The sequence below is a fragment of the Variovorax sp. Soil_C_17 genome (assembly GCF_057657265.1).
This window is the reverse complement of the sequence record NZ_JBDGIT010000005.1, coordinates 325,065-345,418: the sequence shown is the minus strand read 5'-3', so window position 1 is coordinate 345,418 and position 20,354 is coordinate 325,065. Positions and strand designations below refer to the sequence as shown.

20 protein-coding genes and 1 pseudogene are annotated in these 20,354 nt (G+C 63.5%); 4 read left to right on the top strand and 17 right to left on the bottom strand.

All coding sequences use genetic code 11. The features are described from left to right. Positions 1 to 12: 12 nt before the first annotated feature. The gene (locus AC3A6Y_RS24395; RefSeq protein WP_487870822.1) at positions 13 to 1,509 is read right to left on the bottom strand and encodes an amidase; all 1,497 of its coding nucleotides are present in this window, start codon (positions 1,507 to 1,509) and stop codon (positions 13 to 15) included. Positions 1,510 to 1,650: 141 nt separating this feature from the next. On the opposite strand from AC3A6Y_RS24395, the gene AC3A6Y_RS24390 reads away from it, so the two are divergent. After that, on the top strand, positions 1,651 to 2,544 hold the full coding sequence (locus tag AC3A6Y_RS24390) for a LysR family transcriptional regulator (RefSeq protein ID WP_487870821.1): 894 nt from the start codon (positions 1,651 to 1,653) through the stop codon (positions 2,542 to 2,544). Between the two features lie 422 nt (positions 2,545 to 2,966). On the opposite strand, the gene AC3A6Y_RS24385 is transcribed toward AC3A6Y_RS24390, so the two are convergent. The 3 genes from AC3A6Y_RS24385 to AC3A6Y_RS24375 all read right to left on the bottom strand — a co-directional run bounded on the left by AC3A6Y_RS24385 (position 2,967) and on the right by AC3A6Y_RS24375 (position 5,717). Beyond that, positions 2,967 to 3,512 (bottom strand): hypothetical protein, encoded by a 546-nt coding sequence (locus tag AC3A6Y_RS24385; protein ID WP_487870820.1) that lies wholly within the window; start codon positions 3,510 to 3,512, stop codon positions 2,967 to 2,969. 651 nt (positions 3,513 to 4,163) lie between these two features. Next, positions 4,164 to 4,526, bottom strand: a complete 363-nt coding sequence (locus tag AC3A6Y_RS24380) for a hypothetical protein (protein ID WP_487870819.1) — start codon at positions 4,524 to 4,526, stop codon at positions 4,164 to 4,166. A 306-nt stretch (positions 4,527 to 4,832) separates the two neighbouring features. Further along, on the bottom strand, positions 4,833 to 5,717 hold the full coding sequence (locus AC3A6Y_RS24375) for a glycosyltransferase family A protein (RefSeq protein ID WP_487870818.1): 885 nt from the start codon (positions 5,715 to 5,717) through the stop codon (positions 4,833 to 4,835). A gap of 397 nt (positions 5,718 to 6,114) precedes the next feature. On the opposite strand from AC3A6Y_RS24375, the gene AC3A6Y_RS24370 reads away from it, so the two are divergent. Further along, positions 6,115 to 6,366, top strand: coding sequence for a hypothetical protein (locus AC3A6Y_RS24370; protein WP_487870817.1), 252 nt, complete (start codon positions 6,115 to 6,117; stop codon positions 6,364 to 6,366). A gap of 164 nt (positions 6,367 to 6,530) precedes the next feature. Here AC3A6Y_RS24370 and AC3A6Y_RS24365 read toward each other — a convergent pair whose 3' ends face one another. The 7 genes from AC3A6Y_RS24365 to AC3A6Y_RS24335 form a co-directional block, all read right to left on the bottom strand. Continuing rightward, positions 6,531 to 7,442 (bottom strand): LysR family transcriptional regulator, encoded by a 912-nt coding sequence (locus tag AC3A6Y_RS24365; protein ID WP_487870816.1) that lies wholly within the window; start codon positions 7,440 to 7,442, stop codon positions 6,531 to 6,533. 52 nt (positions 7,443 to 7,494) lie between these two features. Further along, positions 7,495 to 9,747 carry an acyl-CoA dehydrogenase family protein gene (locus tag AC3A6Y_RS24360; protein WP_487870815.1) on the bottom strand — a complete coding sequence of 751 codons (2,253 nt, stop codon included), beginning with the start codon at positions 9,745 to 9,747 and terminating at the stop codon, positions 7,495 to 7,497. A gap of 13 nt (positions 9,748 to 9,760) precedes the next feature. Next, positions 9,761 to 10,732, bottom strand: coding sequence for a Bug family tripartite tricarboxylate transporter substrate binding protein (locus tag AC3A6Y_RS24355; RefSeq protein ID WP_487870814.1), 972 nt, complete (start codon positions 10,730 to 10,732; stop codon positions 9,761 to 9,763). 29 nt (positions 10,733 to 10,761) lie between these two features. Then, on the bottom strand, positions 10,762 to 12,012 hold the full coding sequence (locus tag AC3A6Y_RS24350) for a CaiB/BaiF CoA transferase family protein (protein WP_487870813.1): 1,251 nt from the start codon (positions 12,010 to 12,012) through the stop codon (positions 10,762 to 10,764). Positions 12,013 to 12,014: 2 nt separating this feature from the next. Continuing rightward, positions 12,015 to 12,824: an enoyl-CoA hydratase/isomerase family protein gene (locus AC3A6Y_RS24345; RefSeq protein WP_487870812.1), complete on the bottom strand. Its 810-nt coding sequence runs from the start codon at positions 12,822 to 12,824 to the stop codon at positions 12,015 to 12,017. Positions 12,825 to 13,383: 559 nt separating this feature from the next. After that, positions 13,384 to 13,710 carry a hypothetical protein gene (locus AC3A6Y_RS24340; protein WP_487870811.1) on the bottom strand — a complete coding sequence of 109 codons (327 nt, stop codon included), beginning with the start codon at positions 13,708 to 13,710 and terminating at the stop codon, positions 13,384 to 13,386. After that, positions 13,680 to 14,267: an AMP-binding protein gene (locus AC3A6Y_RS24335; protein ID WP_487870810.1), complete on the bottom strand. Its 588-nt coding sequence runs from the start codon at positions 14,265 to 14,267 to the stop codon at positions 13,680 to 13,682. Before AC3A6Y_RS24335 ends, AC3A6Y_RS24340 begins: the two co-directional genes overlap by 31 nt. Between AC3A6Y_RS24335 and AC3A6Y_RS24330 the strand changes: the two genes are divergently transcribed. Further along, on the top strand, positions 14,234 to 14,902 hold the full coding sequence (locus AC3A6Y_RS24330) for a GntR family transcriptional regulator (RefSeq protein WP_487870895.1): 669 nt from the start codon (positions 14,234 to 14,236) through the stop codon (positions 14,900 to 14,902). The genes AC3A6Y_RS24335 and AC3A6Y_RS24330 overlap by 34 nt on opposite strands. 302 nt (positions 14,903 to 15,204) lie before the next feature. Here AC3A6Y_RS24330 and AC3A6Y_RS24325 read toward each other — a convergent pair whose 3' ends face one another. The 3 genes from AC3A6Y_RS24325 to AC3A6Y_RS24315 all read right to left on the bottom strand — a co-directional run bounded on the left by AC3A6Y_RS24325 (position 15,205) and on the right by AC3A6Y_RS24315 (position 17,959). After that, the gene (locus AC3A6Y_RS24325) at positions 15,205 to 16,056 is read right to left on the bottom strand and encodes an SDR family NAD(P)-dependent oxidoreductase (protein ID WP_487870809.1); all 852 of its coding nucleotides are present in this window, start codon (positions 16,054 to 16,056) and stop codon (positions 15,205 to 15,207) included. Between the two features lie 64 nt (positions 16,057 to 16,120). Continuing rightward, on the bottom strand, positions 16,121 to 17,059 hold the full coding sequence (locus AC3A6Y_RS24320) for an SDR family NAD(P)-dependent oxidoreductase (protein WP_487870808.1): 939 nt from the start codon (positions 17,057 to 17,059) through the stop codon (positions 16,121 to 16,123). Positions 17,060 to 17,062: 3 nt separating this feature from the next. Then, positions 17,063 to 17,959 (bottom strand): alpha/beta hydrolase, encoded by an 897-nt coding sequence (locus AC3A6Y_RS24315; RefSeq protein ID WP_487870807.1) that lies wholly within the window; start codon positions 17,957 to 17,959, stop codon positions 17,063 to 17,065. Positions 17,960 to 18,018: 59 nt separating this feature from the next. On the opposite strand from AC3A6Y_RS24315, the gene AC3A6Y_RS24310 reads away from it, so the two are divergent. Then, positions 18,019 to 18,717, top strand: coding sequence for a TetR/AcrR family transcriptional regulator (locus AC3A6Y_RS24310; RefSeq protein WP_487870806.1), 699 nt, complete (start codon positions 18,019 to 18,021; stop codon positions 18,715 to 18,717). A 509-nt stretch (positions 18,718 to 19,226) separates the two neighbouring features. On the opposite strand, the gene AC3A6Y_RS24305 is transcribed toward AC3A6Y_RS24310, so the two are convergent. From AC3A6Y_RS24305 to AC3A6Y_RS24295, 3 genes and pseudogenes are all read right to left on the bottom strand, one after another. Beyond that, positions 19,227 to 19,661, bottom strand: coding sequence for a type II toxin-antitoxin system VapC family toxin (locus tag AC3A6Y_RS24305; protein WP_487870805.1), 435 nt, complete (start codon positions 19,659 to 19,661; stop codon positions 19,227 to 19,229). Between the two features lies 1 nt (position 19,662). Further along, positions 19,663 to 19,908, bottom strand: a complete 246-nt coding sequence (locus tag AC3A6Y_RS24300) for an AbrB/MazE/SpoVT family DNA-binding domain-containing protein (protein ID WP_487870804.1) — start codon at positions 19,906 to 19,908, stop codon at positions 19,663 to 19,665. A gap of 278 nt (positions 19,909 to 20,186) precedes the next feature. Further along, positions 20,187 to 20,264, bottom strand: a pseudogene (locus tag AC3A6Y_RS24295) (integrase); the annotation flags it as partial. Between the last annotated feature and the right edge of the window lie 90 nt (positions 20,265 to 20,354).

Sequence of the window (20,354 nt, the reverse complement as noted above, 5' to 3'; positions counted from 1 at the left end):
CGCCCCCTCGGTTCATTTCCGTGGAGACTTGGCCTTGAGCTCCAGCGACCCTTCGGCCTGAGGCCGGCCAGCCCAAACCGCCGGCCGCCGGCCAGCCCAGGGCATCGACTGCTCGAGCTGCCCGGCCACGCGCAGCAGCAGGTCTTCGCGCGCGAAGCCGGCGGCGAACTGGATGCCGATGGGCAAGCCTTCGCCCGGTGCCACCGCGAGCGGCACCGACATCGCCGGTGTTCCCGCCACATTGGCCGGCGGCGTGAACGAGGCATGCCGGAACACGCGTGCCGTCCACTCCAGCCCGCTCATGCGATCGGCGCCCTCGCTGTAGGTCGCAAGCAGCCCCGGCAGCTGCGGGAGCGTGGGCGTCATCAACATATCCATCTTTGCGAACCATTCACCGACGGCGCGCGCGACGCTGTTGCGCACTTCGAGCGCAGCGGCGAAGTCGACGGCGCTCGCGCTTCGGCCATAGCGATAGTTCGCGAGCGTGGAGGGCTCGAGGGTCGTCGCATCGATGGGGCGCCCCGTTGCGGCCGCGAGTCCGTCGATCCAGCGAACCAGCGTGGCGCACCAGATCTGCGCGTTGGCATGGACGAAGGCCTCCCACGACACGCCAAGTTCCGGCGTGCACTCTTCGACGTGATGGCCGAGCGACTGGAGGTGCCGCGCCGCGTCGCGCGTGGCCTGCGCGATGGGCTCCGATGTCGGCTCGCCGTTCCACGCGTGGACCATCAGCCCGATGCGCAGCTTGCCTGGGTCGCGCCCCACCTCGGACAGGAAGCTGGCCCTGGGCGGCGCGGTGTAGTAGGGGTCGCCGGCCGAATAGCCCTGCACTGCGTCCAACAAGACGGCGCTGTCGCGAACCGTGCGACTGACGCCGAGCTGCACGCCGAGGCCCGCGAACACTTCGTCGAGGGCCGGGCCGTTGGACGTGCGACCCCTGGTGGGCTTGAGACCGAACAAGCCGTTGTAGGCAGCGGGCACGCGGATCGAGCCTGCTGCATCCGTTGCATGCGCCATCGGTACCACGCCCGCCGCGACGGCTGCGCCGGAGCCACCGCTGGAGCCGCCCGCGCTGAGGCGGGTGTCCCAGGGGTTGCCAGTCGCCCCTTGCAATGCGGACTCCGTTTCCGTGCTGAAGGCCATTTCGGGGGTGGTCGTGCGGCCGATGGTGACCAGGCCGGCCGTCTTGAAATGGCGCATCAGACTCGAGTCGCCCGATGCGACCACGCCCTTGGCCAGCCGGCTGCCGAGCTCGTTCTTCCTGCCGGCCATCTGGATGGCGAGATCCTTGATCAGGAACGGCACGCCCGCGAGCGGGCTGCCGGTCGCCGGCGTAGCCAAGTCCGATTCTTCAGGCGCCCAGTGCTCGACCACGGCATTGATTCGGGGGTTCACGGCATCCGCCGCGGCCCTTGCGAGCGCAGCAAGTTCTGCCGGGCGGATCTCGCCGGCGGCGACGAGCTGTCCCAGGCCGACGGCGTCGTAGGTCGTGTATTCGCTCAGGTTCATGTGTTTCTCCAGAAGGTGGAACACCAAAGATAGGGAAACTAGGCCGCCTTGATTAGCCCATTGCAGCGGCAAGAGCTAGACCATGGATGGGACAATGCCGGTCGCGCAACCGTCGAAGGGACGTTGATCATGGCAAGGGATATGAACGACACACTCGTGTTTGTCCGCGTCGTACAGGAAGGCAGCTTCACCGCCGCGGCCCGCGCCCTGCAGATTCCCAAGACCACGGTCAGTCGACGCGTCTACGAGCTGGAGAAGTACATGGGCGCGCAGTTGCTCCGGCGCACGACGCGCAAGCTGAGCCTGACTGAAGCGGGGGCGATCTATTTCGAGCAATGTCGATCCATCGCCAGCACGCTCGAAGCCGCCGAGGGCGCCGTGCAGCAACTGCGCGACGGCCCGCGCGGGTGGCTGCGCGTGACCATGCCTTACTCGTTCGGCGTGAGCTGGTTCGCCCCGTTGCTCCCCGGTTTCCGGGCAATCTACCCCGACGTGAGGCTGGAGATCGTGGCCTCGCACGCGACACTCGACCTCGTCGACGCCGAGATCGACATTGCATTGCGTCTCGGCGAGTTGCCGGACTCCAGCCTCGTGGCACGGCGACTCGCGAGCTTCCCTTCCGGCATGTTTGCAAGTCCTGCATACCTTCGGCACGCGGGAGCACCCGAAACGCCCGAAGCCCTGCGCGACCATCCGACACTGGCGCTGCACCAGGCGCGCCGCGATGTCGGCTACGTGTGGCCGCTGCGCAGGGGTAGCGGGAAGCCTCGCGGCTACTTGATCGACCCGGTCGTTGTGGCGAGCGATCCGGCTCTGCTCTATGACGCCTTGCGCCAAGGGGAAGGAATTTCGCTGGCCATGGAACAGAGCATGGCGATGGACGTCAAGGCGCGTCGCTTGGTACGCGTTCTGCCAGAGTGGATCGGACCGCCGCAGGAGCTCAATGCGCTTTCTTCACGAGAGCGGATGCCGTCCCCGAAGGTGCAGGCATTCATTTCCTATCTCAAGGAAAGGCTCAGGTTCGATGGCGTATGAGTTGAGCGCGGAGGTTCGTTGTCAGGGATACCGTTCGGACGATGAGATCCGCCGCCACTCCAGCGATGGACTGTTCTCGAAGCGGGCAACCAAGTGATTGGGTACGCTCCCGATCGCGCATTGACCATCAGCCGATCATGAATTCACCTGGAGTCAATTTCGAACGTCGAAGGCAGGATTCGCAACGCTACAACGCAGCTCGACAGGCGATCGCCTGGCGGCAAGCGTGAGCGATTACCTCAGCTATGCAGTAGGCGCTCTCCCAAGTTGGGAGCACGGACGACTGCAAGCTGGCGCTCCGCGGACCTCATAGTTTCCTGATGCGCTGTCAGCGCCGAATGCAGATCGCTGCGCCTGCGAATACCTCGGCAGGTGCATGAGAAGGTCCTGTCCCAGCTGATTCGCCACCTTCGCGCCGCGGCCTACGCGCACACCGAGTGCAGTCCGGCGAAGGCCATGACCAGGGCCATAACCAGGAAACCAAGGGCCTCGGACGTGCGGGATGCGGGGCGGGCGGCTAGGGTGAAGATGCATCCCGCGAAGAGGAAGGGCAGCGGGAAGATGACGGGAAGCGAGAACACCAGGGCGTCTACAAAGACGCGCCATGTCGTCAATCCCTCCGGAGTGGTCCAGCGAAGGCCCAGCAGCGGCAATACGGCCACCGCCATGCACAGGAAGAAGCTTGGGAAGAGCCAGTCCCCGGGTGCCGGTTGCGCCGCCTTCACTATGAGTGCAGGGGCCAAGTCGACTTCGTCCAGATCGTCCAGCGCCGCCGCTTTGCTCACCGCACCCCGCCCGCTGCCGCCATGCAGCGCCGCTGCAGCGAGCAAGCGGAACCCGACCACCAGCAGTAGCTCGAGGGAGTCAGAAAGGCGTCGTGTGCCGCGATGATGACGGACTTTTTCGGCAACACCGCCGGAGCGCCGAAAGGCCTGTGCTGTGGTAGCGGAGGAGGTGGGAGAGGTCATGCAGTCCAATGTATGAGGGTCGTGCTAGCCTGCCATCATCAGAGTTGTGCGGTATCGGCTCGAGCTACTGGGCGTCTCAACGCGCGTATCTCGGCACCCTGGATTTGGTGTTCCGACGCAGGGGGTCCGGCAATCTTGCGGCAGCTCATTGATCCCCGTTCGCAGGAGCGCTCCACTGTGAGGCTCCGAGCTTGCCGCGCTGGCGCTAAGTTGCAGTTCGTGTTCGGGCAGATCGCGATACCCTATGGCGCTCGACGTGCCGCAGGCGGCCCATCTCGATCCTGAAGCGGAGTTATGGACATGCTGGGCGGCCCAGCCTATCTGCCTGCGGCAGGCTTCTCCCGCGTGGCCGCCTTCGCCGACTTGTCCGTACGCAGCCCCTTACCGACTCGATCCGAGCTGAGGCTGGCATGCTCATCGCCGAGCCTGATCAGGTCCTCAGGTCCGGCTCAGCCGTAGACGAATCAGACTCAGGGACTCAGGGAACGAAATGGGACCAGACCAGGACCAGACCGGCAGCGCAGAACTGGTCACTCCGATCGGCGGCTCGGAACGTGACTTCCCCGGATGGGAAGGGCTCTCGCAGTTGCGTTTCAGAAACGATGCCGCCGCTTGGCGCTTGCTACGCATTGGCAACTGGATGCCTTGAAGTCAGGCCGCTCTGCGCCGTCGCTGGCGCTCGATTTTCATGAGACGGTCGACCACCTCATGAACCTTCAGGGGTGGAGCTTCGACCGTTCGGACATCGGCCTCGCTCATTGGGCGTACCACCAGGAAGCTCCAGACTTGCGGCTCGTCCCTGCCCTCCATCGTCCTGGTGTAGGCCCGGCCGGCCTCGTCGACGAGGATCTCTTCGTCCTGGATGTACAGGGTCGCGCCGTCGGCCAGATCGACATAGGGCTTGAGCAGCACGTCCGGGCCGGAGTCCAGCATTTTGGATGTGACCCGTTGACCGTTGCACAAGATGCTGTCAGCGGCCTGGAGTGCCTGAAACAAGGTTGTCCTGAAACTCATGCTTGCATTGTCCTCGGCCCGACTTCAGCCTGGTCTGCGTGAAATTGCGTCCGGGTAAAATACAGTGTCTCCAACGCACCACCACCCAACTCACTCAAGAGGGCTGCGCTATGTGAAGAAGGCGCCAGGCTCGATCATCACCACGCCCCGCGCCGAATCCATGATGTCGTGCTTCAAGTGCGGCAGGTTCGCTTTTCGCACGACGATGACATCACGGCGCGTTCTGGGTAAGAACCATCTTGTCTGCGCGCCCAAGTGTGCGTAGTGATGCCCGCGGACAATCGGGCCAGTAGGATCCGGACCTGCCTAAGAACGACCTGGTCGCCGGGTCAGCCTCCGCCTTGCTGCATTCCGTTCTGGCTTGCGCGTTCGGATTTGATTGCCGCGATTCGCCATTGCGGACTTGGCTCGCTCTTGCCGAGAGCTCGACCCTCCTTTGAGTTCTGATCTGCTCAGCGTGCCCAGGGAAGTCGGCCGTCGAAGCGCCGCAGCATCTCCGCGTTTCCCCCGCGTGAAGAACTCCGGCTGAACTGATAACGGTGTGTTGCCGGCCAAGTAGTTCACCGAGTAGGCGTAGGTACAGTCGTGGTTCGGCGCGAGCTGCCGCAGCGCATGCGCGATCGCCCGGTCGACCTCGGGCTGCCCTGGTTCACGGGCCTTGCGATACCAGAGCGGAGAGATCTGCACCGCTAGCAGCTTGGGCAGGAAGTAGCAATTGACGTCGACAAAAAAGTCCTCGGGATGCAGCACGCTAGGCCATTTGCCGAGGCTCTCACAATCGTCGCGGCACAGGAAGCGATGCTCGCTGTCGACGATATTGCGCAACGCGTAGGACCAGACATTGCCTTCGGTGCAGATCTTGAGGCATTGCTGCACATGCTCGGGCTCTATGAAGTTGTCGTCATCTAGGAAAACCAGGTAGTCGCCATCGGCGATGTAGGTGCAGGCACCGTAGATTCGATGCCCGTTCCAGCGATCCTTGCCGATGGAATACGGCAGCGGAATCAAGCTGACATGGTGGTTCCCGACTGCATCCAGCACTGCGCGGGCATGGCCCCACGTGGCTGGACCATCAGATACGACCAAGTGCTGAATGTTCGTGTAAGTCTGGTCGCGCACCGACTCTACGCAGCGCTTGAGCAACGGGTTGCCCGCGTGTGCTGTAATGACGGAGATCAACGGTGTCGACATGTTCCTCCACTCGGCACAGGCGCCCTGCCCTGTGCTTCCCGTTCTGGAGCAAGCTCGCGCGGTCATCCGGGGCGGCGAAAGTTCGGAAAATGGCCAGCGCCAATATTAGCTACCTGCGCTCATGCATGGGAAGGAGATGGCCGTGCGAGGCGATGCAGCCGACACGGCTCAGTGGTTACAGGACCGCATCTTCCCTCTTTGCGGCGTCTTCGACTCCAATGACGCATCCTCGACATCTTTGCAGCGTGAGCGGAGTCGCCGGCAGAATGCTGAATTTCGGCAGTCGGGCCACAAGAGGACGTCGCGATCGACTCTCCGATCAGGTTCGAGAGCCGTGTATTCTTGGAAGATGCATGCCCGTGCGACCCTGAGCAGAACCAGTCCGGACCTGACCTCGATGCTGCTCGCAGCCGGCTATTCCGACCTGCGAACCCTTGGCCGCGAAGTCTGCGGCATCAAGCGATTCAACTTCACCACAGCTGTGGTCGTTGGCCTTGATGCCTCCGGCTACCAGCGCCGGTATTGCTACGAGCACGATGCGGTCGCCCGCGCCGCGCTGCTCCTATGGGATGGTGAAGGTCACCCAGACGGCCCCTGGATAAAGTGCAAAGGCGCAGGCATCGATCTTTTGAATCCGGCCTGGAGCTAGGCTGCGGCCAGCCGCATGCGGCCACGAGCCGACATCCCAGGCTCGCCCGTGAACGACTGCTTGCGATCAAACCGGCCGTCCGCCGAGGATCACCGCAGCTTCCGACGCGAACGTCCGCCTCTGGACCGGCTATTAGTTGGTCCTCAACCTTCTGCGCCCCGCTTTTAGTTGCCAGCGCCCCAAATGCTCGTCGCCCTTTCATCCAGGAACTCCAGAAAGATTCGAACCCGTAAGCTGAGGTTGCGTTTGCTCGGATAGACAACGAACAGCGGTTCTTCGGCATCCGCGTCGAACGGCCTCAGCAGCGCAACCAGTCGACCCTCCTTGATGTCGGGGCCGACGTGCATTTCCGAGAGCCGGACGACGCCCAAGCCCGCGATAGCGAAGGAGCGAAGCAGCTCCGCTGAGTTGCTACCAAGATTGCCTTTCACATCTATGGCGCGCGTCTGAGCACCATACTTCAAGGGCCATGTGCTACGGAAGGCGGATCCTCCTAGAAAGTTCAGGCAGTTGTGATTGGCAAGTTCCTCCGGCGATTCAGGAGTGCCAGCAGCCGCGAGGTAGGCCGGTGAAGCACACACTATCCAGCGCGTCGTCGCGATTCGCTTGGCCACCAGCGACGAATCCGGAATTGCGCCACTCTGGAACGAGAGGTCGATCTGATTCTCGAACATGTCCAGTGGCGCCGTGGTGAGGACGAACTCCACACGCATGCTGCAATACCTGGCAAGAAAATCGGGGATCAACGGGGAGAGTTGGTATTGGGCAAGTAGCAATGGACAGTTGATCCGCAAAACGCCCGTGGCTTCCGAACGCGACTGTCCGACCGCGTTCTCCGCTTCTTCCAATGCATCGACAACACGATGCGCCCCGTCCAGGAAACGTTCTCCTTCGCGCGTGAGCTTCAGAACCCGTGAAGTCCGGTGGAAGAGCCGCACGCGAAGCCGGTTCTCCAGCCGCTGGATCACCTTGCTCACGGTCGAGGGATCGCAGTCCAGACTGCGAGCAGCCGCGGAAAAACTGCTCTCCTCAGTCACCCTCAGGAACACGTCAAGTTCTCGAATACGATCATTCATGGGCTGGCCCTCTCCGTCGTAGACGCAGGCCAATGATCGCACCCGAACGACCTCAGCGTGGCAAACCGAGACCTCGCTGCGCGACCAGGCTGCGCTGGATCTCATTGGTGCCGATGCTGATCACCCACATCAGCGAGTGACGCAGGCCCTGCTCGAACTTTCCGTTCTCCAGTGCTCCCGGCATGCCTTCCGACAGCGCGGCGCGCAAGCCCACAATGTCCAGCGCGACCTCGCCGAAGCGTTCCATCAATTCACCCGAGAACACCTTGCTGATCGCTCCGTACTCCGGTGGCGTGATGCCGTCGACCGCCAGTTCGGCGCAGTGGAACATCAATTGGCGTCCGACTTCGATCTCTGCGGCAAGGGTCGCGAGGCGGTTGCGCACCACGGGATCCTGGGCTCGCGGCTTGCCGGCCAGATCTGTTTCACGGATGTACCCGCAGAGCATCTCGAACCCGTGCGCGACCTTCATCACGATCCCGCCACCGATGAGCCCGCGCTCGGTCGCCAAGGCGCTCGTCAGCACTTTCCAGCCGCCGTTCACCTCGCCGACCAGTGCATCGGCGGGGAGCCGCACGTTGTCGTAGAAGATGTTGGCGAAGCTGCCGTCGTACATGGTCTTGGCCGGCTTGATCGAGATACCGGGCGTATCCATGGGCACGATGAACATGCTGATGCCGGCATGGCTGGGCTTGGCATCCCGATCGGTTCGCGCGGCAAGAAACATGTACTTGCCCCACCAGGTCGTCGTCCAGATCTTCTGGCCGTTGATGACCCAGGTGTCGCCGTCGCGCGTCGCGCTGGTGCGCAAGGCCGCCAGGTCGGAGCCCGCGTTCGGCTCGCTGTAGCCCATGCCATGCATGACTTCGCCGCGCAGCATTTCCGGCAGGTACTTCTTCTGCTGTTCGGGGGTGCCGAAAAGCATGATGGCGTTGGCCTGGATCGCGGCTCCCGCCCGCGGTGCCTCTGCACGCTCCATTTCCTCGACAAAGGCGAGTTGCTCCAGCGGCTTTCGGGCCTGCCCGCCGTGCTCGCGCGGCCAGCTCAGACCTAGCCAACCCGTTGCGCCGAGGTCCTTGGCGAACGAAGCGTCGAACTCGCGCCTTTCATGGGGCAGGCGATCAAACGCCGCCTTGCGTTCACCCGACCAATGGGTTCGCAGCCAATCCCGCACTTCGGCGCGAAACGCGTTGCCCGCCTCCCCGAGGTCGTATTGCGGCAACGATCCGCCGAAGGTGTCCAGCAGCTGCGAAGCCAGTTCTCGCTGCGCGTGCGGAGCACCTCCGAGCGCGACGGTGTCCAGATGGACCCGCTTGAAATGCCGGGGCGCTTCGTGTTCCTCCGCATACCCGATCGCACCGAATGCATGATGCGTTTCTAGAGACACCTGACGCAGCGCAGTCCCGGCAAACACGAGGGCCGCGCTGCCGAAGTAGCGCCAATGCAGGTCGCCGCGATCATGGTACGCGGCAGCGTTTCCGAGTGTCAGCCGCACGCCTTCCAGACTCACCAGGCAGTTGGCGAGTTTGTGCTGGATTGCCTGGAAGCGGCCGATCGGCTGGCCGAACTGCTGGCGTTCCTTCACATAGTCCACGACAAGTTCAAACGCCCGTCGCGCCGCACCATAGGCGCGGGAATGCAGAGCGATGCGTGCGGCCAGCATCATGTCTTCGAGCTGCTCGTGCGTCAGCTCGAGGGCGTTTGCAGCGACCGCCCGAAGACGGATCTCGCAAAGACCTGTGGCCCCCATGGCTCGTGTGGCGACAATTTCAACGCCGGGCTCCGCGCAATCGATGATGGCGAAGCCAGGGCCATTGTTCGTGGCGACCAGCAGGTGCGTTGCGCCGTCCGCCCCTTCGACAAAGCGCAGCGTACCGGTCACGCGGCCTCTGTCCAAGGAGGCGGAGCCGGACTCGCCATCGGGATCGAATGACCCGAAACTGATGCTCAAGCGCACCTTGCCGGCCTGCAGACCAGCAAGCAGAGCAGCGACCGCCGAAGAGCTGCCCGCCAATCGCGTCAGCCCGAGGTTCGCGATCGCCGCGCCCAGCATCGGCGCTGGGCAGGCCGCTCGCCCCAGCTCCTCCATGACGATGGCGATCTCGCGCAATCCGCCCTCCGCGAAGTCAGAGCCAAGCGATGCGAGCCCCTGCTGCACGAGCTTGCCCCAGACCTCAGCAACGTGCTGCGGCTGGCCCGATCGCTCCACCGCGAGTGCCACCGGCCAATGTTCCTGCAGAAAGCCGCGCAGCGACTCGCGCAGCATCTGCCGTTCTTCGTTGCTCGGTAGTGTCGATGCGTCCATGTAGATCTCCACATCAACGCAGCGTGCCGACGTCGATCTCAGCGAAGGCTTTGCGCCAGAACTGAGTCGATCGTGCGATGGCCGTGGCCAGTTCGTCTGGCGATGAATGCTGGACCTCAATGAAGCCTGACTTGAAGCGCTCGCGAACGTCGAGGTCCCGCAGGGCCACTGCCAAGGCCTGATTGAGCTTCTGCACGGCGGTTGCGGGTGTGCCCGCGGGTGCCAGAAAGCCGAACCAGGTGTCAATGGCAAAACCGGGAATCGTCTCGCTGATGGCCGGGACATCCGGTGCGAGCGGGCTGCGCTTTTCCGACATGACGGCCAGCAACCTGATGTGGCCGGTACGAGCCTGAGAATTCAGCGCTTCGGTCGTGGCATTGATCTGCAACTTCACTTGCCCCGCGATCAACGCGTTGGCCGTTTCTGCCGTGCCTTTGTAGGGAACATGCACGAGCTTGATTCCGGCGGCCTTGGCGAACATCGCAGCAGTGATGTGCCCGCTGGAGCCGGTGCCGGCGTTAGCCGTCTCCAGGCCCTCTGGCTTCGTCTTCGCGTAGGCGATCAGTTCGGCCGCATTCTTTGCAGGAACACTCTCGTGGACCATCAGGAACAGCGGGCTGCGTCCCACCATGGCGATGGGCGTGAAGTCCTTGACGGGGTCGTACTTCGCGTCCTTGTTGGTGAGCGGAAGCGTGATGTACCCCGGATTCGTAAAGATAAGCGTGTCGCCGTTCGGGGGGGCCGCCAACGCGGCCCGGGTTCCAATCAGACCAGCGGCGCCCGGATGATTTTCGACAATGACGGTCCGGTCCAGTGTCTTGGCCATCGATTGCGCGAGCGAGCGCGCCATCATGTCGGTGATGCCACCAGCGGCATAAGGAACGATGATTCTGACCACTGGTTTCTGAGGCTGCGCCCAGGCCTGCAGCGCAAGGCTGCCTAGCAAGCCCGCTGACGCCATGCGCAATGCGTTGCGACGATCCATGGTTTGTCTCCGATATGTTGATGACGTGACTAGCCTGCGGAGCCGAAAACATGCTCGGCTCGCAAAGAAGCACACTCGTCGGCTGTGATGCCGAGCACTTCACGCAAGACTTCTTCAGTGTGCTCTCCGAGTCCCGCGAGCAGTGGACGCGCAGTGGAACAGCTTCTCGACAAGCTGTAGGGCAGATTGGCAACCTTGAAGCGCTGGTCGGCCTCCCCCAGTTCTGAGAGGAGCCCGCGCGCCTCAACCTGCGGGTCTGCCATCGCCTCCGCCACGCTGCGATAGCGCGAGCACGGAACCCCGGCGCGCATCAGCACTTGCTCACACTCCAAACCTGAGCGCTTCGAGGTCCATGCTTCGATGATCTCCAGCAACGCAGGCCAGTTCTCTTCCTTTGAACGCACCGTTGCGAACCGCGGGTCGGTCTTGCCTTGCGGATAGCCGATCACGTCGAACAGCACCTCGAGGTTCTTCGGCGTCACTGCGGCCACCATCACATAGCCATCCTGCGAGCGCACAGGCTCATAAACCTGGCGCGGACGGTCTGGCGGGAATTGAGCCGCCTGCATTTCGTAGACCAGCATCCCGATGACCGAATCCATGAGAGCCACATCGATGTTCTGACCGAGACCGGTGCGTTCCCGGTCGTACAACGCGAGCTGGATCGCGCCAACCGCGTGCGCCGCACCCAGGACGTCCGCAATGAAGATGCCGTTGTTGGCCGGCCGCTTGCCGCCGCGCTGGTACTCGGAGTATGCAAGCTCGTAGCCCGAGGCGGCATGGATCACCGGTGCGTAGGCCGGCGCAGATGCCATCGGGCCCTTCTGGCCGAACCCCGAAATGGAGCAGTAGATCAGGCGCGGATTGGTGACCGATAGCGTTTCATAATCGAGGCCGAGCCTTTGCATGACGCCGGGACGGAAGTTCTCGACCACGATGTCTGCTTCCTCCGCCAGCTCGCGGGCGATGCGCTTGCCTTCTGCCGTCTGTAGATCGAGTACCACACTGCGCTTGCCGCAGTTCATCGACGCATAGTAGGTGCTGAAGCCAGAGCGATGCGGCGGTCGGTGGCGAACCACGTCGCCAGATGGTGGCTCGATCTTGATCACGTCGGCACCGACGTCCGCCAGCGCGCGGGTGCACATGGGGCCCGACATCACAATGGTGAAATCGAGCACGCGAACGCCGGCCAGCGCGTCGCGCGGCGATGCGGACGATCCAAGACCCGGCTGGTGCACAGGTTTTCGCTGGACGCAAACTGCGTCGGTGGTCGCGACCATGATCAACCGCCGGTGAACGATGGCTTGCGCTTTTCGGCGAACGCGCGCGTTGCCTCGCGGTGGTCTGCCGTTCCAAAGGTGACCTGCTCCAGCGACATCGAGGCCTCAAGCAGCAGGTTGACCCGCTCCTTGACGATGGTGTTGATCGACAGCTTGGTCCAGCGGATGGCCCATGTCGGACCGTTTGCGAGCTCCTGGGCGATAGCACGTGCCTTCGCGACTACTTCGCTGCGCGGCACTGCATGATTGACGAGGCCGATCCGTTCACCCTCCGCTCCGGTGAGCAGGGTGCCACGCATCAGAAATTCCTTGGCCTTTGAGACGCCAACCAGCAAGGGCCAGATCACCGTCCCGCCATCGCCCGCCACCAGGCCGACGCGGCTCACGTGCGTGTCGCCGATGCGTGCATCCTCGGCTGCGACTGTGACGTCGCACAGAAGCGCGATCGTAGCGGCCAATCCGATGGCATCGCCATTGATGGCGCAGACGATAGGCTTGTCGAGCTCGAGCAACCGTTTGACGAGTCGGCGGCTGATCATCGGATCGTGGACCTCGCCTTCTTCCAGCACGTCGCCTCCCGGACGAACGGCCATGGCCTTAACGTCGCCGCCGACGCTGAAATACTTGCCGGCTCCGGTGAGTAGCACTGCATTGACCGCCTTGTCGTCGGCAAGGTCGTCCCAGATGGTCCTGAGTTCATGAATGAACCGCTGGTTGATCGCGTTACGGGCTTCGGGGCGGTTGAGGGTGACGACGGCGACCTTGTCGGCGACCTCGACGCGGATATGCTCATAGGTGGCGTAGCGTTGCATGCCTGTCTCCAAGAAAAAGGGGTTTGAGGACCGGGTCAGTCATTGGGTCGATCCGTGATGCAAGCATCGTCGGACGCCCTCTCATCAACAAGAAGAAGCACGGCACACCATTTGTGCCGGGGCGGCACAGATGCCCCGGGGCCGCGTCAACCTGAAGAACCGCACTCGTTGAAGCTCGTTCTATAGGCGCAGCTTATGAATTGCGACTCGCATTCCCGCGGGCAGCGACTACCGCTCAATCACTTGGTTCGGTCACTCGGGTCGGCGACGGAGGGTCGCGGCCCGACGAATGCGTCAGCTTCGATGCCCGCTAAGTGAAGCGAAGCAGAAGTTCGAGCTGCCGACCCCAACGTCTCTCATGGGCCCGTTACGGCCGTTGGGCTGCGAAACGCCAATGGCCGCTTCAGAGACAAGCGGTCGTTCGGCTCATGAGCCATTGCTGACGGCACTCGCTGCACAGCGGTAGTTGGCTGATAAATGACGCGCGGCGGAGTCCCTTTACAAGCATGCGACTCGAAAGAAATCAGTCGTTGAACACAAGACGGTAAGGACGCAAGCCTCAACCGCATCTTCGTGCAGACCTGGGAGACCTTTCACGGCCACTCTTCAGTGCGTCAAAGTGCGCTTTTTTCAGATGCCGCAGGTCGAAGGCGACGCCTTGCTCGACGAGCTTCCGCGACAGTACCTTCAGCTCGCCGCGCTGCAGCTTCTGGGATGTGATCAGCGGCAACGCCGGCACGAAAGCGATACAGCCCGGTAGCTTGAAGTACGTCAGGCTTTCGCCTGCCGCCTCGAAGATTCGTTGCGCTGCCTCCAGCGTCGCCGCCTCGCCGTCGGCGAGCTCGATGCACGCCATCACCTCCTCGCCGCGCAGTTCGTCGTCCACGGGCCCACGCCCACTGCGCGCACAGCAGGGATCTGGTTCAGCACGCTCTCCACCTCGAGCGAGGCGATGTTCTCGCCGCTGCGGCGGACAATGCTCTTGCTCCGGTCCACGAAGTGAAGCGAACCGTCCTCGCCTTCGCGCACCATGTCGCCAGTGTGAAACCAGCCGTCTGCCCATGCGGCCTCCGTGAGTTCCGGCTGATTGGCATAGCCAGAGAAGAAGCCGGCGCGCGGGTTTGGATGGCCGGCGCGCACGAGCAACTCGCCGGTCTGGCCGCGTGGCACCGAGTGGCCTTCATCGTCCACCAGCTTGAACTCCATGCTGTCGTGTGGACGCCCGAAGCAGCGGCTGCCGACGTGCCGCGGCTCCTCGGAGGCGACCACCGCCGCGGCGCCGCCGACCTCCGTCATGGACCACGACTCAACCAAGGGGAAGGAAAAGCGATCTTCAAACGCCTGATGGTGCGACGGGTGCACGCCCGCCCCGAAACCGAAGCACAGCGAGTGGTTCCGCTCGGCCTCCCCTGGCGCGAGCTGCAGCAGGATGGCTGGCATCACGCCGAGGTAGTGAACGATGGTCGTACGAACGCATCAAAAGCAGCATCCTGTCTCTGGAAGTGAGGCCCGGGCTCTTCTTGAACGAGGCGGACCTGTGCGAACTCACAGGCTTGGGGCGCATGCCCGTGCACCAGGCCATTCACCGTCTCCAGGCTGACGGTTTGGTGGAAGTCATCCCGCGCAAGGGACTCGTGATTGGTTCGGATTCGCTGCAGGACATTCTGACCCTGCTGGAGGCGCGTCTTGCAATCGAGCCGAACATCGTCGCGCTCGCCGCACAACGCATCACGCCGGAGAAAGCCGCGGAACTTCGCAGGCTGCTCAAGGAATCAGCGTCACTGATCGACCAAAGCCAACGCAAGGCATTCAGCGTGCTTGATCGCGCCTTCCACGGGGTCGTTGCCGAGGCTGCGAACAACAAGGTCCTTTCAGACATGCTACGCCCGCTCCATGAGCGCTCGGACCTGATATGGCATCTACGAATCATGCCGGCGGACGGGTTGGAAGTCACCCAACGGGAGCACGAAGCGGTGCTCCAGGCCGTGGCCGATCAGAATTCAGAGGCCGCGTGGCAGGCCATGAAGGAGCACCTGACCTCTCTGCGTGATCGCATCGTGAGAGCATCCGGCGGATAGCCGCCGAAGCCGCACTGGCGCAGACACAGCACCGATGCGATCGCGGCGCAGCGCGATTCAAATTTGACCGTTGACGAGCAGCTCATTTCGAACACGCCTGAAGCGCGTGCTCGGCAGCGTTGAACGTCGTGGGCCGCAATGGGCACTCTCCGGCTGTTTGCGCCCGACTGCGCTGGGCCATTGACGCATGAATGGCGATTCGGTGCCTTGTCGAAGCTGGAACCATGCGCTTCAGCGCGTATCGCATGGTCGAGCCGACGCCATCCGATTTGTGCATCAGCCCACCTAGGACCTGTTTTTTCTCAGCGCTGTGATTCAGCCTCGAGTTGCTGGATCAGGGCTTGCATTTCTCTGTGTCGACTCAGCATGACATCGGTCAGTACACCGAAGATACCGCGGAAGAGTGAGAACGGAACCCACCGCCATGGCGCGTAGATGCGAGGCCTGCGGTACTGCACACCTTTCGCGATCGCACGTGCTACCTGCTCGGGGGGAATGGTCCGACGCAGCCACCCTGGAAATCCAACCTCATTCATTTTTGTCACGGTTGCGTTTCCGCCGAAGGCAACCTTCGCGATGGCCGTAGCCGTCCAGCCGGGGTAGACGACGCTGGCCGTTGCGCCGGTATATGCGAACTCTGTTCTCAAGCAGCGTGTGAGCATTTCTACCCCTGCCTTCGATGCGGCATAAGGTGCATTCGCCATGCCATTGACAAAAGCGTATGCGGAAGACGTGACAAGGACTTGGCCCTTGTTGCGAATAATCTCGGGCAGCGCCGCGCGAATCGTGCGCCAGACGCCAAGCAAATCCACTTCTACGATTTTCTCGAACTCGGCCTCATCGCAACTGGCAATCGTTGAGGCGCCACTACGCCACGAAATGCCAGCGTTGGCAAAAACCACATCTAGGCGTCCGAAGCGTTGGATCGTCTTCTGGATGACAGCCTTCGTTGCTGCGGCGTCGGTGACGTCAAGCGCCACAGGCAGCACCCGAGATCGGGAGAACTCTTTTGCAAGTTTATCCACAGCGGTTTGCTGCATATCGGTCAGCACCAAACTCGCACCGAGGGCATAAAGTTCGCGTGCGGTCGCGGCGCCGATGCCGCCCGCCGCGCCGGTGATCAGCACCACCTTGTCGTTCAAGTCGTAAGTCATCAAGTACTTTCTGTTGCAGAAGGAATGGCCAGCACAGTGCGCCGAAGGAAGCCGAGCGAGCCTTTCAACACGCGCCATGTCCTGACGCTCTGCGATTGCGGTCTTCCCTGGCCTTGCTCTCTCGCTCAAGCCCGGAATGACCCCCGTGAGCTTTTGCGGGCAAGTTCCATCCGGTGGGCGATGCCAGCTTGATGGCTTGCTGGATGTTCTTGCCACGGAACCCGGCGCGCTCGATAAAGCGCCGGAAGAGTCCGGGCGCCTTTGCGATGATGGTATTTCGCTTGGGCACGACCACCATGTCCGCGCGCCGCTCGATGCCGGCCACCATGTCGCGCACGACCGCTTCGCGCGAAATCATTTTCCAAAGGCCTTCGTCATTTCCGCCCCACAAGGCACGGCCTGCGGGATCGGCCACTACGTCGTCCATCATCGGTGTGTGGAAAAAGGTTGGATGCACGCTGCCGACACCGACTCCCAGATGCTGCAATTCCAGGCGGACGCTGTCGCACAGTGCCCAAACTCCTGCCTTGCTGGCGGTGTAAGACGCCTGGAGCGGCGAATGGACGAAGGCCGCCATCGACGAAATGCCCATGAGGTAGCCCTGCCGCTTCTGCACGTAGGGAAGGCCGGCGCGGAAGGTGCGCCATACGCCGTTGAGGTTGATGTCGATGACGCGCTCGAATGCCTCCGGGTTGAGCGTAGCCATGGGCGCCATGGTGTCGATGCCTGCGTTGGCGATCACCACGTCGATATGGCCGAAATGCGCCGCGGCTTCCGCCATGGCCACCTCCAGGCTCTCCATGCTGCGCACGTTGGCGGTCCAGCCGCGGGCTAGGGAGAGGCCGCCCAAAGTCTTTGCCTGCGCCTCGACCTTGGCCAAGTCCAGGTCGAACAATGCCAGGTGGGCGCCCTTGGCGCGCAGCGCCGCTGCGAGCGCTGATCCCAAGCCGCCAGTGGAGCCGGTGATGGCCACGACTCGATTAGTCAAATGATATTTCGACATGGTTCATCCTTTCAGGGCGATGTGGCGCTTGAGAAAATCGAGCTGATCCGTCACCACCCGTTCGAAGCCATCGCCGACGTAGACATCGAAATGCTCTTCCGCGTAGAGCTTCACTTCGCCGCGCGGCGCTTTGCGCACATGGCGTAAGGTGGCGGCCGCCGGGGCGACAGTGTCGTTTTCGCAGACACAGAACAGCGCAGGGCACTGCAGGCGCCGAGCGAGCCGGCCCGGGCGGTAGGCCATGATCTGCAGCGCCACGCGCGCGGCGACGCGGTTCTCGAACGGCACACCACCGTGCGGCACCAGATTCAGGTAACCGCTGAGACAGTCATGCGCCGTCATCAGGGCGGCGGATCGCGGGGAGCCGCTGGTGGCCACCATCAGCGGCGGCGCGCCGAGCCAGGCGCGCAGCTGATCAGCGATCGCCAGCGAGGTCACGCGCAGCGCCGTGATCGGATTCATGGCCAGCCCGGAGGCCGGGCCGTCGGTGAACGGGCACTGCGCGATCATCGCGCTGACGCCTTGCATGGTGGCGCTGGTGTGAATGGCGTGACCGCCACCAAACGAAGTGCCCCAGACGACCACGCGCCGCCCGTCGACCCGTGGCAGCCCGCGCGCGAACGCCACGGCGGATCGCCAGTCGGCCTGCTGCTTGCGCACGTCCAGCAACTGCCGAGGCTCGCCCTCGCTGCCGCCGAAATGCCGGTAGTCGAAGACCAGGCAGGCGTAGCCGGCCGCCCGGAAACGCTCGGCGAACGCATCGAGCCGCATCTGGCGCACGCCGCCGAGGCCATGCGCCATCACGATGACCGGTGCGGGCCGGCTGCTCTCTGGCAGATAGAGCCACGCGGCGCAGCGCTGGCCTTCGGAACTGAAGTGAACCTCGGAATGCTGCAGCAAGTTAGTCTCCTCTAATGTTGGAGTCAACTCTACATATGGAGTTTGCTATAGTCAACCCCATGCTTGAGCAGAACCTGACGCGCACGCAGCGACGCACCGAGGAGATGCGCCGGACGATCGTGGAGATCGCCTCGGCGATCCTGGCCGAAGGCGGCGCGGCTGCGCTGAGTGCCGAAGAGGTGGCGCGTCGCGCCGACGTTGCCCCGCAGACGGTCTACAACCGGGTCGGCGGCAAAGCCGCCTTGCTCGCGGCCGCGACCGAGTCGGCGCTGCTCGAGAACCGTCGGCACATGGAGGCGGCGTATGCCGCACCCGGCTCGCCCATCGAGCGCATCCTGCGCGCCGGCGACGCCTACCGGCGGTTCGCGCTCGAGCAGCCGGCGCAGTTCCTCCTGCTCGCCTCGCCGCCCGACGACCCGGAAGCCGCCAAGTCACTGACAGCGCTGGTGGCCGAGATGAACGGCAAGCTGGAGCGGGCATTGCGCGACGGCATCGCGAGCGGCGAGATCCGCGGCGACATCGATGCCGCCGCCATGGCGACCGCGTTGTGGGGCATGTTCAATGGCATGCTGACGCTGGCCGTGCGCAACGACGCCTTCAAGCTAGACGAGGCAACGCGCGGCAAGGTGCTGGCCACTGCGACGCTCGTGCTCGAGGCCGGATTGGCCGCGACGCAGCGCCAGCCGGCAACGGCCACAAGTGGGCGTCGCAAGGCCGCACCAGGCAGGTTGTCGCGCGAGAAGCGGAAGCGCTCCTGATCGGAATGACGACGGCGTCGGCGGCCGCGGGATCGAAGATGGGGCCTCGTACGGGTGACTGCGAGGGTGTCCTACCGGCAGCTTCAGAGCGGCGAGATCGTGGCCAGCGGATGTCGGCTTGGCTCCAGGTGGTGCACTGCCCCCGAGGGCAGCGCGGCGAGCGACTGGTGATCTCACGCTGCCTACGTTCGATCTCGCACCGCGAACTCACCTTCCTGGCCGATCCTTAGCGGCCGCGAACGGCTGATACGAGCATGGCCACCGCTAAAAGCGGTGGATCCATCGTGCGGCAGCTTTCTAGAAAGCCGAAAGGTCAGCTGAGGGCACGTAGCGGCGGAAGGGGATTTCCCTTCCCGATGACCGGTGTGTGGCAGTCACCGGACATTGAAGCCAGTTATGCGAGCGGCCGGTTGTGGGCCGAGGGCGGCCGGCCAATGCTTGCCACGGGCGCACCCCGATCGCAGGGCCGCGGCGGAGGACTTCGCTGCACGCTGAAGCGCCGACATCCATCAGGTCAAACCGCGCAGCGCGACGGGCTTGATCTTCAGCCGTTGGGCGTTACGGCCAAGAACGTCGTCGAGCGTCGCCATGCGCTTCGCGCCTGCGGCTTCGGCACACGCTAGGTGGAGCGCGTCGCCGGCACGCAGAGCACTCGCGGCATCCAGTACCAGCTCGGCCGCTCGATGAAAGTGCGCCGGCTCAACCGGCAACAGCCGCAGGTCTGCAGCCACCATGCGTTCAAAGCGCGACCAGGCGCCTTGAGCGTGCTGCGCGTCGATCGCGCCGGTGCGCTGCTTGATGCCAAGCGCGCTGGCGAACTCCGGAATGCACCAGGCGGCGGCGACGAGTTCCGCCTGCTCGCTCGAGTACCAAGCGGAGGCGGCCGCGCTGTGGGCCTCATTCACAAACAGAGGCACGAGCACGCTGGTGTCGACGTAGACCATGTCAGTACCTGGCATCGCGGCGTACTTCTTCCATCACGGGGGCGCTCATCGGCATGGCTTTGCGCGCCTCGGTCAACTCGAGAGCGAACGCCTTGCGATCCCACTGCGCTGGCCGGATCGACAGGGCGCCATCCACGGTGATCTGCGCGTCGACGGTTGCGCCTTCGTGCAGGCCGAGCCGGCGCACGACCTCGGACGGAATCCGAAGGGCTAGGCTGTTGCCCCACTTTGCCACTTGCAGGTTCATGATGTATATCCATACGTGGATATACATGCTACTCTCTGACCGCAAGATGTCAAGCGGGGCGGGCCTGACCGTCCGAAACGTTCTCGGCCTGCACCGTGGGCCAAAAGCACGACCACGCAGCCGTGAGATCGGTCGCCGCACATTGGCGCATGAGTCTTCGTGTTCGACGCCGAACGTGCCGTGCAGGCTCGGCTCTTCCCGGCAGCAGGGCGAGCGGCAGGTTTTGGGCCGCATCTTGCCCTTCTCTGGCGCCCGCCGGTTCGGGGCGCCAGGGCAGGTCAGGCTTCCGTCTGTTCGGCTATTTCCAGCGCGTCTTCAACTTTGATCCCCAGGTAGCGGACGGTGCTTTCCAGCCTATGTACTGAAGTCCATAGGCTGGACTATCTCCCGCGCTGGACTATGTCCCGTCCAGGCGCGTCGGCGGCTGTGGCCGCTGCGCGCCGCGA